Origin of the sequence: Streptomyces sulfonofaciens (genome assembly GCF_014656295.1) — a bacterium.
In the GTDB taxonomy this organism is placed as follows: domain Bacteria; phylum Actinomycetota; class Actinomycetes; order Streptomycetales; family Streptomycetaceae; genus Streptomyces; species Streptomyces sulfonofaciens.
Window position 1 is genome coordinate 74,788 of the sequence record NZ_BNCD01000018.1, and the last position, 16,075, is coordinate 90,862.

Genomic DNA, 16,075 nt, shown 5'->3' on the forward strand with positions numbered 1-16,075 from the left:
GGCGGACCGCTTCACCGGCACGGGGCACGGGTCGGCTGGCACGGGCCACGTGGCCAGGGTGGCGCGGACGGGGCGGGCGGCCCGGGTGGCGCGGACGGGGTGGGCCGCACGGCCTCCCGCGGCCCGCCGGCCGGGTGGATCGGCGACCCCCTAGCGCAGGGTGACGGTGAGGGAGCGGCCGTAGGCGTGCCGGGTGGTGGCCTCGATCCTGGTGCCGCCCGTGACCCGGCGGACGCTGACGCCGTCGTCCGCCGTCACCGTCCGCAGCGGTCTGCCGTGCACGGTGGCGGCGACCGTGTCCCGGTGCGTGGTCGGATCGGACAGCGCGAGCGAGACGGTGCCGTCGCGGTTCCCGCGCAGCAGCGCCGACGCCGGTCCCTCCACCGTGAGCCGCCGGCCCGCCCGGTGGGCGCCGGGGGAGAAGGCGTTGACGGCGAGCAGGCCCAGGCCCGTGTGCTCGACCGCCTGGACGTCCGGCGTGTTGGCGAGCACCGTGAGCGGGCCGTGCGCGTACGACGCCAGTTGCGCCTCGGACGCGTGCGGCACCAGCGCGTAGGCCAGCGCGGTGGCCGGGGCGCCCGCGGGCAGGTCCACGCCGAGCGTGAAGACCTGCTTGGTCACCCGCGTGTCCGGGTTGGTGGAGTTGACGTCCCGCAGGCTGCGGGTGACCGTCTCCAGCGCCACGGTGGCCGCCGCGCGGTCCGCGCCGGTGCCGCGGTGCCCCGGGGTGCGGCCCGCGGGCCCGGGCAGGAAGACGTAGCCGACGGCGGTCCGCCGGTCCTCGTTGGCGTACCGGAGCCAGACCGGCGCGGCGGCGCGGGCGTCCGGTGCGCCGCTGCCCGGTGCGCCGGTGCTCCGTTCCCCGCCGCCCGGCCAGGGGCTGCCGTCGGCGAGCCGGCCGGTGACGGTGAGCGTCTCGGCGGCGCCGGCGACCCGGCTGTCGACCGTGGTGGTCACCGCCCGGCCCGCCGGGTCGCCCACCCCCGCGGCCAGCACCACGATCTCGTCGTCGAACAGGAACCAGGACTTTATGGCGGTGGCGTTGCGGTAGGCGACGAAGTCCGCCGGCAGCAGACCGGCCTGCTCGGCGGCGTAGGCGACGTCGTCGGACTGGACGAGGCCGGCCGTGCCGTAGGCGCCGAGCGTGGCGCCGCCCGAGAAGGAGTTGGTGCCGCGCGGGAAGTAGACGTAGGTGTTCTGTGACTCGGAGGACGAGGTGAAGCCGGCCGCCGGATTGTCGTACCACTGGGTGCCGTACAGCTCCGGGACGGTCCTGCGGGTCTCGACGGGCGCGGTGACACCGGCCAGCCGGTACGGCGGGACGGTGGCGTAGTAAGCGGCGCCGAAGCCCTCGCTCTGGTCCTGCCCCGAGAGGTAGAGGTAGTGCGCGCCGTCGCCGAGGAACCACGGCGTGAGGTTCTCGCCGCTCATGTACTCGTACTTGCTGATCCGCTCGGAGCTGCGGGCCAGTGCGAAGGCGTAGCCGGGGCGGTGGTGCACGGTGCGTTCCATGGCGTGGAAGGCCGCCGTGTACGACGGGTCCCTGAGGTCGCGGGCCGGGACCGAGGTGTCGCCGAGGATGTCGGCGTACCGGGCCACGCTGACGGGGGAGGTGAACCCGGTCGGATCGAGCGGCGCCCTGGTGGTCAGGTGCAGGTGCTTGACGTAGCCCTTCAGCGCGGTGGCGTCCGATCCGGTGCTGTAGGCGCAGAGGTCGGTCACGGCCTCCACGACGGTGGCCGCGTCGCCGTAGCCGCTCTTGGCCCGTGAGGCGCCGCGGCCCTTGACGACCTCCATCATCCAGCCCTCGAAGAGCAGCGGCGCGAACCCGTCCCTGACCCAGCCGCGCGCCACGGCCGCGGGGTCCGCGCCGCCGAGGTACCCGGTGCCGTCCAGCAGCTTCACCGTCTGCACGACCCGGCTGAGCAGTCCCGTGCCGTAGGTGCCCGTGTACGCGACGGAGGCGTGCTGGACGAACGAGCCGTCCGCGTAGAAACCGTCGGTGACGCCGTGCCGCAGCATGTACGGGTCGATGGTCGCGAGCACGGTCGACTGGTCCGAGACCGCCTTGGAGATCCGTGCACCGTCACCGAGCACCGCGCCCTGGAGGATCCTGTTGGTGGTGATGTCGGCGAGGTTGGCCCCGGTGTGGAAGCGTGAGTCGAGGTCGACGTCACCGTTCCTGCCGTTGCGCAGGTAGGCGTCCATCGCGGCGACATAGGTGGCCGCCAGGCCCGGCCGGTAGTCGGCGAGCCGGTCCTTCAGCAGCGCCAGGGTCCTGCTGACGTGCTGGGAGATCCCGATCTCCCAGTTGAACCAGTTGCCGTAGTAGCCCTTCGACTGGTCCCCGTAGTACTCGTCGTAGAGCCGGACGAGCCCGTCGATCACCTGGCGCTGGACGGTCGCGTCGCCGTACAACGCGGGGCCTGCGGCTCCCGCCGCTCCCGTGTCTCCCGCCGTTCCCGTGTCTCCCGCCGTCCTCGCGTCCCCTGGCGTCCCCGTGTCTCCCGCGGGGCCCGGTGGTGTGCGGGTGGCCAGTGCGATGTCGTACAGGTACTGGAACGATTTGGTCAGATTGGGGTCGCTGGTGCCGAGCGGCACTCCCGCGAACAACTCGCCGTCCCCGCCGGCCGCCAGCAGCGCGAGCCGGTCCCGTGCGGTCTTCCGGATCGCGGCCACCTTGGCGCCGACATCGGCCCGGGCGTTGGACTCCTCGGTTCCGGCGAGCATCGCCACGGTGTTCTCCAGCACGGTGGCGGTGTCGCCCGCCCCGGGACCCGTACCGGACCCGGTGGGCCCACCGTCCGGCCGCGCCCCGGTCCCGTCCTGGGCCTGGGCCTGGGCCGCCCCTGACACGGCCGAAAGTCCCACCGCGGTTCCCATGGACAACACAACACGCCGTGACAGCTCCATGGCCGCTCCACATGTCAGCGTTCCGACCGAAAGGCTCGCCGAATCCAAGCAACGGGCACTCCCGGTGTCAATCGCCCGCACGGCACGCAACCGGCGCCCGGCGACTCGGGACCGCGGGTGCCCCCGGCCGCCGCCCCCGAACCGATCTGCGTTCATCTTCTTGACGTGCTCGCACCAAAACCGCCATCATCGGCTCATTGAGAGCGCTCTCTGGAGTCGCCCTGCCTCCGGCTCCGGCGGTGTGCGCGGACGTTCCGGCGCCAGGAACCGAACGGATCGGCACCTCGGGGGCGGTCGGCCCGGTATGCCGTCAGCGTGCACGCCCGCACGCCCCGCGTATGCACGGCGCAACCCCATAGCCATCTTCCCCACCCCCCACACAGGGCTTCGCCGGGGACACGCGCGTGTCCCCGGCGAACCCGCAGCCTGCGGCCCGGTGCAATGGACGCGCACCACGCGCGCCCGGCCCGGCGTACGGAGGGGACGGTGCGGCGAGCCGGCCCAGGGCGTCACCCCGACGCAGGGGGAGCCCGCCCGCCCGGCACCGATCGGCCCGGCGACCGGGACGCGCGAGCTCCATGTCCCGACCGCCGCACCCCCGCAGAAAGAGGTGCCCGCATGCCCCACAGGCAGCCGGACACACACGGGAAGACCGCCCGGCGCCCCGAAGGCCCGCACCGACCCGACGGATCCGGCCCACCCGAACAACCCGACCGGCCTGTTCGGCCCCGTCGGCCGAGCCGGTTGGACCGACCGAGCCGGTTGGACCGACTGAGCCGACTGACCCGACTGACCCGACTGAGCCGACTGAACAAGTTGAACCGCCCGAACGAGTCCGACCGGCTGTACGGGTTGGGCCGGTTGGGCCGGCCCAACCGCCTGGACCCGCCGAACCGGGCGCCCCGCTCCCGGCGGTCCCGGCTCCTCGCCGCCGCCGGCCTCGTCCTGGCGGCGGCCCTCACCGCCTCCCCCCAACTGGCCGCCGTGCCGCTCGCGTCCGCGGCGGGGACCCGCGCGGCGGCCGACTGCCCGTGGGTCGGCTCGGGCGCCCCCGTCGGGGACCGCGTCGAGCGACTGCTGGCCGAGATGTCCACGGCCCAGAAGATCGTGCTGCTGCACGGCAACGGGAAGGCAGCGCCGTACGTCGGGAACACGGACGCCATCCCGGACCTGTGCATCCCGGCGATGGGTTATCAGGACGGCCCGAGCGGTGTCGGCGACGGCCTCGGCGGGGTGACGCAACTGCCCTCGGGCGTGGCCTCCGCGGCGACCTGGGACACCGCGCTGCAGACCGCCTACGGGAGGACCGCGGGCCGTGAGTTCGCGGGCAAGGGGGTGTCCGTCGCGCTCGGCCCGACCACCAACATCGTGCGCGACCCGCGGTGGGGCCGCGCCTTCGAGTCGTACGGCGAGGACCCCTACCTCAGCGCCCGGATGGGCGTGGCCAACATCGGGGGCCTGCAGAGCGAGGGTGTGATGGCGCAGGTCAAGCATGTCGCCGTCTACAACCAGGAGACCCACCGCGACACCCCGGCCGACAACGCCGTCGTCGACGAGCGCACCCTGCACGAGATCTACCTGCCCGCCTTCCAGGCGTCCGTCTCCGAAGGGGCCGCTGCCTCGGCGATGTGCGCATACAGCACCGTGAACGGCGTCCACGCCTGCCAGAACAAGGACCTGCTGAAAGAGGCGCTGTACGAGGAGGCCGGCTTCGGGGGCTTCGTCACCAGCGACTGGAAGGGCACCCACTCCACCGTCGAGGCGGCCAACGGCGGCCTGACGGTCGAAATGCCGAACGGCCACTTCTACGCGGACCGTCTCGCCCGCGCCGTGGCGGACGGCGAAGTCGCCATGGACACCCTGGACACCATGGTCCGGCGGGTGCTGACCCCGATGTTCTCCTTCGGCCTCTTCGACCGGCGGCCGAGCGGTTCCCCGGGCGCCGTCGTCACCAGTGCCGCGCACCGGGCGACCGCGCGCCGGGTCGCCGAGGAGGGGAGCGTGCTGCTGAAGAACGACGGTGGCATCCTGCCGCTGTCCGACTCCGGCACCGGGTCCATCGCGGTGCTCGGCGCGGACGGCGGCGCGGGCGTGCGGACCGCCGGCGGCGGCGCCGCCACCGTCACCAGCTCCGGCACCGTCTCACCGTTCGACGGCATCGCGGACCGTGCCGGCGCCGGCATCGACGTCCGGTACGACGACGCCGGCGACCAGGCGGCCGCCGTCGACCTCGCCAGGAGGTCCGACGTCGCGGTGGTCTTCGCCGGCTACTCCGAGGAGGAGAAGAACGACCTCGCCGGGATCGACCTGCCCGGGCGGCAGAACGCCCTGATCGAGCAGGTCGCCGCCGCCAACCCGAACACCGTCGTGGTCCTGCACACCGGATCCGCCGTCACCATGCCCTGGCTGGACGACGTCCGGGGCGTGGTGGAGCAGTGGTACGCGGGCCAGGAGGTCGGCAACGCCATCGCCGCCGTGCTGTTCGGCGACGTCAACCCGTCCGGCAAGCTCCCGGTCACCTTCCCCAGGAGCCTCGCCGACGTACCCGCGCACACCTCCGCGCAGTGGCCCGGCAACGGCAGGGACGCCGTCAGGTACTCCGAAGGCATGCAGGTCGGCTACCGCTGGTACGACGCCAGGGGCATCGAGCCGCTCTTCCCGTTCGGCCACGGTCTGTCCTACACCACCTTCGGCTTCTCCGACCTGCGGGTGGGCGCGGTCGACGGCGGCGGCAACGCCACGGTCACGGCGACCGTCACCAACACCGGCGACGTGGCGGGCGCCGAGGTCGTCCAGCTCTACGCGGGCGCCCCGGCCGCGGCGGGTGAACCCGTGCGGCAGCTCAAGGGCTTCGAACGCGTCGAGCTCGCCCCGGGCGCCGGGAAGCGGGTGGCGTTCAGGCTGAGCGCCCGAGACCTGGCGCACTGGGACGAGAAGGCGCACGGCTGGGCCACCACGGCGGGCGCCTACACGGTCGAGGTCGGCGACTCCTCGCGCGCCCTGCCGCTCAAGGGCACGCTGACCGTCCCGTGCACGTTCAGGCCGACGTCCCCGACCGCCTCGCCGGGCACCGGGGGCCGGACGGTGACGATCACCAACCCGCACGGCATGAGCAGCCTGCTCCACAGGGCCGTCACGCTGCCGGTCAGGGCCGCTTCCACCGCGGGCCCGGCCGGCTCCGCGGTCACGTTCAGGGCCACCGGACTGCCGCCCGGCCTCGCCATCGGGCGCGACGGGGTGATCTCCGGCGCCGCCGCGGCGCGCGGCACCCGCACGGTAACGGTGACCGCGACGGACCGCACCGGGGCCGCGGACACGGCGACGTTCGTGTGGACGGTGTCGTAGCGGAACGGGCCGGGTGCACGCGGATGCGACGACCACGCGACGACCTCCGGTGGCCCGGTGGCCCGGTGGCACGGTGGCCCGGGCGGCTGTGGTGCTCCGTCCGTGGGTCCTCGTCCGTGGGCCTCTCGTCCGTGGGGGCGTCCTTCCGCGGGCGTCCGTCCGCGGTGGCGCGGTACACGCGGCGCCACCGCGGACGTGCGGCGGATGGCGGCGCACCGGCGGCGCACCGGTGGCGGGTCCGGCAGAAGCGGCCGGGACCGCCGCCGGTGCGGGGTCCGCGAACGCGAATACGGTGCCGTGCCGCCGAGTACCGCGCGGTGCTCCCGAACGAGGCGCGGTGGCTCCGAAAAGGCGCCCGATCGCCGAACGGCACGGGTATTCGGAGGGATTTCCCAAGGAATCGCGGAACCCCCGAATTCGGCGCGGAGCCATGAACTCCGTCTGGTTCTGGAATTACCTATCGCGCGCAACGCGGTACACGCCCGTGTGCCTTCTCGGTGCGCTCCTTTCGGTCACGCGGGGAATTCCGTGGCGGGCGAGAAGGCGTATGCGGTGAGCTGCCCGGGCGGATTCCGCCGTGTTCTTCTGCGTGGCGCCGCGGTGGAGTTCGCGGGTCCCCCGCCACCCGGCAAGCGGGTGCCGAGCATGCGACAAACACGTGACAAGCGGGCGTTCCCGGCGGGTGGTCGACAGTGCCGGGTGGCCGGTCTTCGACGGGTCCCGCGGCGCGGATCGTTGTACGGGCCATCCAGCGCCTCCGGAGGGCGTACTCCGCCGCCGAGGCACTCGCAGGCGCGCGCCGTCCGATCCGCGCAGCCGGGCCGGTGTGTCCGCCTGCCGGGCCGGTGCACCGGCCCGGCAGGCGGACACACCGCGTTCCGGCGGCATTGTGCCAGGCAGAGCCCTGTGTCCGCGCGGCGAGTACAAGCGCCATGTGCATATTCCGGTTCCGCCTCGACGGTGATGCGGGCGACCGGTTTCTTTCGCAGGGAGACGTTCTTACCGATGAGTACGCCCTGTGGGGGGCGCAAAGAGCGGTTCAGGGGGGCGCGTAAAGATGTCTTGCGCGCCTGAATAGGGGTGGTCCCTTCGGCATTCCGTGCCGTTCGACACGTCTGCCGACAGGTACCGCGAAACACGGTGCAACCACCCCCGGGGCCGGGGCACGTGACGTCCCGCAGCCGCCGGACTCCCGGTGCCGGTACTGCCTTGCGTGCTGGTTTCCCGCGCCCGGCCTGCTACTTCGCGTCCGCGTAGCACTCCACCACCGCGGTGCTGAAGGTGAAGCGGACCGGGGTCTCGCCGAAGGTGAAGCGGCCCGCCTCGTCCGCCGCCTCCTGGATCGCCACCGACACCCGCTCCGCCTCCGGCGCGGGACAGTGCACGATGACCTCGTCGTGCTGGAAGAAGACGATCTGGGCGGCGAGCCCGGTGCAGCGGCTGCGGAGCGCGGCGAGCATCAGCAGCGCCCAGTCCGCGGCGCTGCCCTGCACGACGAAGTTCCGGGTGAAGCGGCCGCGGGCCCGGGCCGCGGAGCCGGCGCCAGCCCCCCTGCCGCCCCGGACGCCACCCTCGCCGGACTCCTCCTCGCCGTCCGCCCCCGCGGTCCCGGCACCGGACGCGGCTGCCCCGCCGGCCGGCCACCAGCCCCCGGCGGGACCGGTACCGGCGCCCGCGTCCTCGTCCTGCGGGAGCCCGGCCTCGTCGAGCCCCGTCGGCCCGCCGTCACCGGTGCCCGCGCCGGCGGCCGTCACGGGCGGGCAGGTGCGGCCCAGCCAGGTGCGTACCAGGCGGCCCTCCTCTCCCGCGCGCGCCGCCTCGTCGACATAGGCCACGGCCTTGGGGAAGCGGCGGCGCAGGGCCGCCAGGTTCTTCAGGCCGTCACCGGACGTCTGGCCGTATATGGCGCCGAGCACCGCGAGCTTGGCCCTGCCGCGGTCACCGGCGAAGGCACGGTCCGACACCGCCTGGTACAGGTCCGCGGGGCGGCTCGCCACCTCCATCAGGCCCGGGTCGCGGGAGAGCGCGGCGAGTACCCGCGGCTCCAACTGGTCCGCGTCGGCCACCACCAGCCGCCAGCCGGGGTCGGCGACCACCGCGCGCCGCATCACCTTCGGGATCTGCAGGGCGCCGCCGCCGTTGGTCACCCAACGGCCCGAGACGGTGCCGCCGGGCAGGAACTCCGGTCTGAACCGGCCCTCGCGCACCCAGTCCTTGAGCCAGGACCAGCCGTGCGCCACCCAGATGCGGTACAGCTTCTTGTACTCCAGCAGCGGCGGGACGGCCGGGTGGTCCAGCGACTCCAGTTCCCAGCGGCGCGTCGAGCGCACCCTGAGGCCGGCGCGCGCGAACGCCCTCACCACCTCCGCGGGCAGATCGGGCCGCACCCGGTGCCCGAACGCCTCCGACACCTGCTCGGCGAGCTCGGCGAGCCGCCGCGGCTCGCCGCCTCCCGCGTACCGCTCGCCCAGGAGCTCGTTCAGCACCGCGCGGTGCACGTCCGCGCGCCACGGCAGACCCGCCGCGTGCATCTCCGCCGCGACCAGCGTGCCCGCCGACTCGGCCGCCGTCAGCAGGTGCATGCGGTCCGGGTGCGCGGCACGCGCGTGACGGCGCTGCTGCTCCGCGTAGACCTCAAGGAGCGCTTCCAGCGGGACGGGGACGGGGCCCGGCTCGAAGAGCGACGACTGCGCGCCGGGTACCGCGGCGCGCTGCGGCGGGTCCTGCGGCACCGGTCCGCCGTGCAGCCGCGCGTGGGCGGCCGCCGCGGAGCGCGGCTCCCCGTAGCGCCCCTCGTGGCCGAGCAGGAGCGTTTCGGCGGCCTCGATGTCGTAGCACCGCGGGACGCGTACGCCCGCGGCGAGCAGCCGGGGGTAGATGTCGGCCGTCGCCCGCCAGACCCAGCGTGCGACCTCGCCGCGGGAGCGGACCGCCGCGGCGAGGTCCGGCTCCCTGCGCACCGGGCCCACGGGCAGGGCGCCGGGGCCGAGTGCGACTAGCTCGGCCCCACCGCCCTCGACCGGCGCCACCGCCCACCGTTCGGTCATGTGCGCGAGTCTGACAGGCCCCACTGACAATCCGCCGCACGGCGCTCGGGCGGTGGCCGCAAGGCGGCCGGCAGGCGGCCGACCCGGGCCTGGCACCGCCGACCCGGGCCTGGCGCCGAACCCGGCCGTGCGCCCGTCGGCTCCGTGCGCCTCCCGGCGCCCCAGAGCCCCGCCCCGCGGGGCCTGGCCGCCCCGCGGGGCCTGGCCGCCCCGCGGGGCCTGGCCCTCCCGTGCGACCAGGCCACCCATGCGACCAGCCGCTCCGCCCCCGCCCCGCCCCCGCGCAACCGGGCACCCTCGCGTCGCCCACCGACCGCGCCGGCCGCCCTGGGCCCCGGCGCCCCCACCGCATCACCGCACCTTCACCATCGCTCCCCGGCCGGCGCACCCGCCCCCTGGTAGCTTGCTGCGGACCGCAGGGCGTCCAGCGGTCGCAGGAACCCACGTCTTCACGCAGGAACCACGTCTGCACGCCAGTGCCCTAGGGGGACACCAGTGACTTCGGCCTCTCTCCTCGCACGGGTCCGGATCGGTGCCGTCGTCGGCGGGCTCGCCGCCGCGCTCGTGCTGACCGGGTGCGGCAGCGGCGACGGCAAGGGCGGCGACGCGGCCGGGGGCGGCGGTGCGGCCTCCACTCCGGCCTCCACGCCCACCGGCACGCCGTCCGCCGCGCCCTCGGGGGGTACGGGCGACTCGGGCGGCTCCGGCGCCAGGGGCGGCACCCTGGAGGGCAGTTGGCTCGCCACGACCGACGGCAAGACGGTGGCACTGGTGATCACCGGCGGGAAGGCCGGCCTCTTCGACTCCGGCGGCAACACCTGCTCGGGCACCGCGGGGGACCGGACGGGCATGCGGATGATCGCCCTGAAGTGCACGGACGGCAACGACGACCGCGGCCACGGCATGGTCGGCTCCGTCACCGACACCACCCTCAAGGTCAAGTGGGAGGGCTTCGGCGAGGAGACCTACACGAGGTCCGAGGACGGCAGGCTCCCCAAGGGCCTGCCGACGAACGGGCTCGCGTCCTGAAGGGCCCGGCCAGGCCCGGCCGCGCTGCCTGACCGGCCGGCACGGTACCCGCCCGCCATGCGCACGCGTGCGGTCCGTCCGAGTGCGTCGCGCACCCGGACGCAGAGTTCCGCCCGTCACGCGCGCGCGTGCGGTCCGGACACGCGGGCGACGACGGCCGGCAGCTCGCCCCGCCCGCCACGCGTGCGTGCGGTCCGCCCGTCACGGCACCACCCGGCAGGTCGCGCCGCGTTGCCCGCCCCCTGCGTACGTGCGGCCCGCATCCGCCTGAGACCCGGCGTCCAGTGGTGCGGGACCGCCAACCGCGCGCGTGCGGTCCGCACCCGTTCCACCGCGCCGCACAGTGCCGGTGCCCGTCCCGCGCCCGACGGCGGCCCCGGAGAACGGCCGCCACCCACGGTCGGGGCAACACGGTCGAGCGCGCCCGGGCCCCCGCGGTGGAGCGCGCCCGAGCCCGCACGGACGATGTGCCCGAGCCCGCACAGGTCGAGCGCGCCCGAGCCCCCAGGGCCCGGCGCGCACGGTCAGGAGGGTCTGGGATCCGGGGCCGCCGTGCGCTCGTCCTTCTCCGCCGCCTCGTCCCGCAGCGCGCGCGACAACTCCTCCAGCGCGTCGAGCAGCAGCCGGGCGCTGCTCAGGACGACACCGTCCAGCGGGCGCCCGTCCGGCGGGCCGCTCGCCTCCGCCTCCAGAACGGCGCGCACGTCCTCCCAGTGCGGTACGCGCCCTTCGCGCACCTCCTTGGCGGCGCGCTCCGTCGCGTCGCGGAAGGCGGTCGCGAAGCGGGCCGCGGCAGGCCACGGGGCGGTGCCGCCGTCCGGGAGGTGGGCCTCCATCAGCATGGCGACCCGGCCAAGCTGCCCCACGGCCCGTGCGGCCCCGTCGACCGCGGCGCGCGAGGGACCGCGCTGCCGGACCGGCTCCGTGCGGGCCCGGGCCGAGGCCTCCCGCCAGGCGATACGGGCGTCCCGAGCGGTCAGCAGCGCGGCGCGCACCTGTGCACGGTCGCTGCCTGCCGGGTCCGCGAAGTGGCTGACGACGGCGGCCGCGTACCGGCCGTTCGTGCTCAGCCAGTCCGCCAGTCTGCCCGGCAGCCGGGGCGTTTCCCAGTCCGGGTAGAGGGCGTAGGCGAGCATCGCGAGCACTCCGCCGAGCAGGGTGAGCAGCACCCGCTGCGGCACGGTCTGCGTCCACTGCTCGCCGCCCATGCCGAGCAGGAAGACGGCGTACGCGGTGATGCATGCCTGCGCCGCAAGCTGGCCGGTGCGCAGCAGCAGGTACATCAGCCCCGCCGAGAGCACCGCGAGCGCGCCCGCGAGCGAGGTGTCAGGCACCGCGAGGCGTACGACGCCGGTGGCGAGCGTGACGCCCACCAGGGTGCCGCCGAACCGCGCCACGGCCCGGGAGTAGGTCTGCGAGAAGTCCGGCCGCATCACCATGACGGCCGCCATCGGCGCCCAGTAACCATGTCCGAGCGGCAGCGCCGCACCGAGCACGTAGCCCGCGGCCGCCACCACCGCCACCCGCAGCGCGTGCCGCATCACCTGGGACCCGAGCCGGGCCTCGCGGCGCATCGCCTGCACCGCCCCCGAAAGGAGCCCGAACAGCCCCGGCCGCCGCAGCGGCCGCTGCCCGGAACCCGTCGCCCGGTCCGCATCCGCGCCAGGACGCCGCCGAGCCTCCGCGGCAGACCGGGGCCCCGCTTCCGCGGCGGGACGAGGTCCCGTCTCCGCGGCGGGAGGCGGTTCCGTCTCCGCGGCGCGGGCCGTCTCGCGCACCGGTAGCCCGCTGCCGCCCTTCGCACCGCCGGCCGCCTCGACGACGTCGTGGAGCAGCGTGCTCAGACGGGTGGCCGCACGGCGGGCCGGGCCCGTGAGGATGGTGCCGGTGTCGGGGGTGGCGAACGCGGCCACCGCGTTCGCGGGCAGTTCGGCCCGCCGGCCGTGCCGGATCGCCGCGGCCACGGCGTCCAGGATCGCGGCGGCGGCGCCGAGCAGCTCGTGCACCCGCTCGCGCTGCCGGCCCGACTCCGCGGCGCCCACCGCCGGGTCGGCCAGCGCCGCGAGCACCGGGCGGATCCGCTCCGCGAGGCCACGGGCGCCGTGCAGTTCGGCCGGGCGGGTGCGCGCCTGACGGGACGTGAGGGCCGCGGCGTCCCTCGCCTGCATCAGCGGCTGCGGGTCGAACGGCGCCACCGGGTCGTCGCGCAACCGGCGCGCGTAGTGCGCCTCGGCCGCCAGCGCGTCGGCGAGGACGTCACGGTGCGCGCCCCATCTGCGGACGGGGAGGAGCACCACGAGCGCCGCCTGCACCAGACCACCGAAGATCATCATGGCGCCGTGCGCGGCGGCCTGCGCCACGGAGGTCGGCAGGGTGACCGTGACCAGCATGATCGCCACGTTGGTGGAGGCGATGAAGCCCACCGTGGGCCCCGCGGCCCAGCTCAGCCCGGCGAGGAACGTCCACACCGCCAGCAGGGCGAGGAACAGCAGGTGGTGGGCGCCGGTGAGGTAGCCGAGGAACGTGGAGACGCCGAGGCTGGTCCCGGAGGCGATGGCCAGTTCGGGGCGGGGGCGCCAACTGCGCTGGAACGTCGCGATGGCGGCCTGGAACGCGCCGAACGCCGAACCGGCCGCGACCGCCGGGCCGAACGCCCACTGGCTGAAGGCGATCACCAGCGCCAGGCCCACGGCACCCCGGGCGGCGACCAGGGGTTCCAGCCGCTTGCGCTCGACCGTCAGCCCGGAGCGCCCGGTCTCCTTCAGCGCCCGGAGCCAACTCACGCCAGTCAGGATAAGCGGACCGCCCGGCGGTGCTCCGACCGGAACCCTCCGGCTCCGCCAGGCCCCGCCCCCGTCCTCGCCCCCACGTCCCGTCCTCGCCTTGCCCCCGTCCTCGCCCTCCGCCCACCGTCCTCGCCCTCCGGCCCACCCGCAGGGCTTCCCTCGTCCGCCGGGTTTCCGGGGCGCGGGGCTTCCCGTCCGCTTCCGGGACCCGGGCCTCCCGCCCGCGCCTCCCTTCCCTGTTTCCCGGGCTTTTCTCCCGCTCCTCACTTCGTGGCACTTCTCTGCGCTTCTCGGCACTTCTCAGTGCTTCTCTGTACTTCTCTTCACTTCTTTCCCGTTCGATCCGAATTCTCCATGATTCGTCGGCCGACGGCGGAAGGAGAAGGAAGGGGTGGTTCCATAGGCGGGATTGAGCCAGATGCCGTCCGCATGAAGCCGACGGAACACGAACGGCGCCTTATTCGTCATTCCTACGGGGCATCTGTTTCCGCCAAGGGGAGGCGTACGAAGCGGCTCGGGGCCGCTGTTTCGGCAAAGGCAGGACTGCGCTCCTGGTGAGCGGGAACGGACACCGGAGAACCGTTAGTTCGGGAACGGTCGACTGTAATCAACGGAACACCCCCCGTGCACGTGCATCTGCGCATGCATCTGCGGGGCGCATATGCCCATGCATTGGCTTGGGGTCGCAGCTATGATCCGAAGCAGTTGACCGCTGCATCAATCGCCATATTGGCCACTGCACCACCTGGGAGCGACCTGTGCACCACGTGTACAACGGCATGGCGGCCACGGAGCTTTGCGGGGTGGCCTGGCACAAGAGCAGGCACAGCAACTCCCAGGGCGCCTGCGTGGAGTTCGCCAAGCTGCCGGGCGGAGAAGTGGCCGTACGCAATTCCCGGGACCCCGACGGCCCCGCGCTCGTCTATACGCGTGCCGAGATAGAAGCCATGCTGCTGGGCGTCAAGGACGGGGAGTTCGACCACCTCATAGCCGGGCCCTGAGCCGTCCCGAGACCGCCCCGCTCACAGATGGAACAGCGCCCAGACGACCTTCCCGCGCAGCGTGCCCGCGAGCGGATGCCATCCCCAGCCGTCGCTGAACGATTCGACGAGAAACAATCCGCGCCCCGACTCCGCGGCCAGGTCCGCGCCGTCCGGCTCGGCGGCGAGGGGGCCGTCCCCGCTCGGGTCGCGCACGGCGCACACCAGTCGGGAGCTCCAGTGCATCAGATGCAGCCGCACGGGCGGCTCGTGATCGCGCGGGGTGTCCGAAGGCAGTGCGTGCCGCAGGGCGTTGGTGACAAGCTCGGAGACGACGAGGCAGACGTCCTCGGAGCGGTCGCCCAGCTTCCAGTGGGCGAGTGTCCTCGCGGTGAACTGCCTGGCCTCGCGGACCGCTTCGTAGCGTGCCGGAAGCGCGCAGGACGCGGCGCTGGAAGCGGACGCGGGGTCGACAGGAGGGAGCCCCTGCCTTAACGGATCGACGAGCATGGTCGATCTCTTCGTCCCCATGCGAGGCACTCCCGTGATGAGCGGCCGTAGCGCTACTGCGGTGCTGTGGTGGTGCGCGGTGGTGCTGTGGTGCTGTGGTGCGCCGACCATGGTTCCCAATGCCCCCAGCAGATGCAAGGGCAGATGCACGTGCACGCGCCGGTTATGTGATCACCCGCGCCAGTTGCACACCATTTCTTCTCGCACCATGTTGTACTGCCCTTTCGGGGATTCTCTGTTTCCGTAACCGCATGAGTACGGGCTGGAGCGTTTTAGTGGCAGACTTCGTTCCTTGAAGACGTTGTGGGAGGGCTGACGAAGTGAGCGCAGGAGAGTCTTGGGGCTATCCCCAGGCGTCCGGCACCGGCGGCGGCTCGGTGGTTCGGCGCATCCTGCTGGGCTCGCACCTGAGGCGGCTGCGGGAGGCGGGCGGTATCACCCGCGAGGCCGCCGGTTACTCGATCCGGGCCTCCGAATCGAAGATCAGCCGCATGGAGTTGGGCCGGGTGAGCTTCAAGGTGAGGGATGTAGAGGACCTGCTGACGCTCTACGGCGTCGCCGACGAGACCGAGCGCGAGGCGCTGTTGTCGCTCGTCAAGGAGGCCAACGTCGCGGGGTGGTGGCACAGCTACTCGGACGTGCTGCCGGGCTGGTTCCAGACCTACGTGGGGCTGGAGGGCGCCGCGTCCCTCATCAGGCTGTACGAGGTGCAGTTCGTGCACGGCCTGTTCCAGACCGAGGCATACGTGCACGCGGTCGTCTCGCGCGGCAACGCCGAGGTGCAGCCCGCGGAGATCGAGCGCAGGGTCGCGCTGCGCCTGGAGCGGCAGAAGGTGCTGGTCTCCGAGAACGCCCCCGACTTCCACGTCGTCCTGGACGAGGCGGCCCTGCGGCGTCCGTACGGCAGCCCCGAGGTGATGCGCGGCCAGCTCCAGCACCTGATAGACGTCTCCGAGCGGCCCAACGTCAGACTCCAGGTGATGCCCTTCAGCGCGGGCGGGCACGCAGGGGAGTCCGGCTCCTTCACGATGCTGAGCTTCTCGGAGTCCGACCTCTCCGACGTCGTCTACCTGGAGCAGCTCACCAGCGCGCTCTACCTCGACAAGGGCGAGGACGTCGAGCAGTACGAGCACGTCATGCGGGAGTTGCAGCGGGCGGCCCCGAGCCCCGCGGAGACCCGCGACCTGCTCAGGGACCTCCAGCGGCTGCTCTGAGGGGCTCCGGCACCGGCCACGCGGATCACGGCCCCCGCGGCTCCCGACCGCGGCCACCCGAGGGAGCCGTCACGGAGCGCCGCGCTCATGCGCCGCGCCCACACGCCGCGCCCACACGCCGCGCTCATGCGCCGCGCCCGAGTGTCGTTCGAAGGTCAGTGTCGTTCCAAGGTGCCCTCCGCACGCCGCCCCGCGGCTCCGCGCACACGCCATCTGCACTAAAATTTTGTATACAAAGTGCCGGGACCTCC

The 16,075-nt window shown here is 73.7% G+C and carries 8 protein-coding genes; 4 read left to right on the plus strand and 4 right to left on the minus strand.

Annotated features, from left to right (window positions below; all coding sequences use genetic code 11):
* Positions 1-150 precede the first annotated feature (150 nt).
* Positions 151-2,883: a polysaccharide lyase family 8 super-sandwich domain-containing protein gene (locus tag IE313_RS25870; protein WP_444546257.1), complete on the minus strand. Its 2,733-nt coding sequence runs from the start codon at positions 2,881-2,883 to the stop codon at positions 151-153.
* A gap of 846 nt (positions 2,884-3,729) precedes the next feature.
* Between IE313_RS25870 and IE313_RS25875 the strand changes: the two genes are divergently transcribed.
* Positions 3,730-6,258, plus strand: a complete 2,529-nt coding sequence (locus tag IE313_RS25875) for a glycoside hydrolase family 3 C-terminal domain-containing protein (protein ID WP_229924956.1) — start codon at positions 3,730-3,732, stop codon at positions 6,256-6,258.
* A 1,238-nt stretch (positions 6,259-7,496) separates the two neighbouring features.
* Here the strand turns inward: IE313_RS25875 and IE313_RS25880 are convergent.
* Positions 7,497-9,305, minus strand: coding sequence for a bifunctional 3'-5' exonuclease/DNA polymerase (locus tag IE313_RS25880; RefSeq protein ID WP_189936278.1), 1,809 nt, complete (start codon positions 9,303-9,305; stop codon positions 7,497-7,499).
* Positions 9,306-9,800: 495 nt separating this feature from the next.
* Between IE313_RS25880 and IE313_RS25885 the strand changes: the two genes are divergently transcribed.
* A complete protein-coding gene (locus IE313_RS25885; RefSeq protein WP_229924957.1) occupies positions 9,801-10,334 on the plus strand; it encodes a hypothetical protein in 534 nt (177 codons plus the stop codon).
* Positions 10,335-10,858: 524 nt separating this feature from the next.
* On the opposite strand, the gene IE313_RS25890 is transcribed toward IE313_RS25885, so the two are convergent.
* Positions 10,859-13,117, minus strand: coding sequence for an FUSC family protein (locus tag IE313_RS25890; RefSeq protein WP_189936281.1), 2,259 nt, complete (start codon positions 13,115-13,117; stop codon positions 10,859-10,861).
* 761 nt (positions 13,118-13,878) lie between these two features.
* Here IE313_RS25890 and IE313_RS25895 point away from each other — a divergent pair.
* Entirely contained in the window at positions 13,879-14,121 is a 243-nt protein-coding gene (locus tag IE313_RS25895) for a DUF397 domain-containing protein (RefSeq protein WP_189936283.1), read from the plus strand.
* Positions 14,122-14,142: 21 nt separating this feature from the next.
* Here the strand turns inward: IE313_RS25895 and IE313_RS25900 are convergent, their stop codons facing one another.
* Positions 14,143-14,631, minus strand: a complete 489-nt coding sequence (locus tag IE313_RS25900; RefSeq protein ID WP_189936285.1) for an ATP-binding protein — start codon at positions 14,629-14,631, stop codon at positions 14,143-14,145.
* 299 nt (positions 14,632-14,930) lie between these two features.
* Here IE313_RS25900 and IE313_RS25905 point away from each other — a divergent pair, with 299 nt between their 5' ends.
* Positions 14,931-15,824 carry a Sco1979 family transcriptional regulator gene (locus tag IE313_RS25905; protein WP_189936287.1) on the plus strand — a complete coding sequence of 298 codons (894 nt, stop codon included), beginning with the start codon at positions 14,931-14,933 and terminating at the stop codon, positions 15,822-15,824.
* Positions 15,825-16,075: the final 251 nt, after the last annotated feature.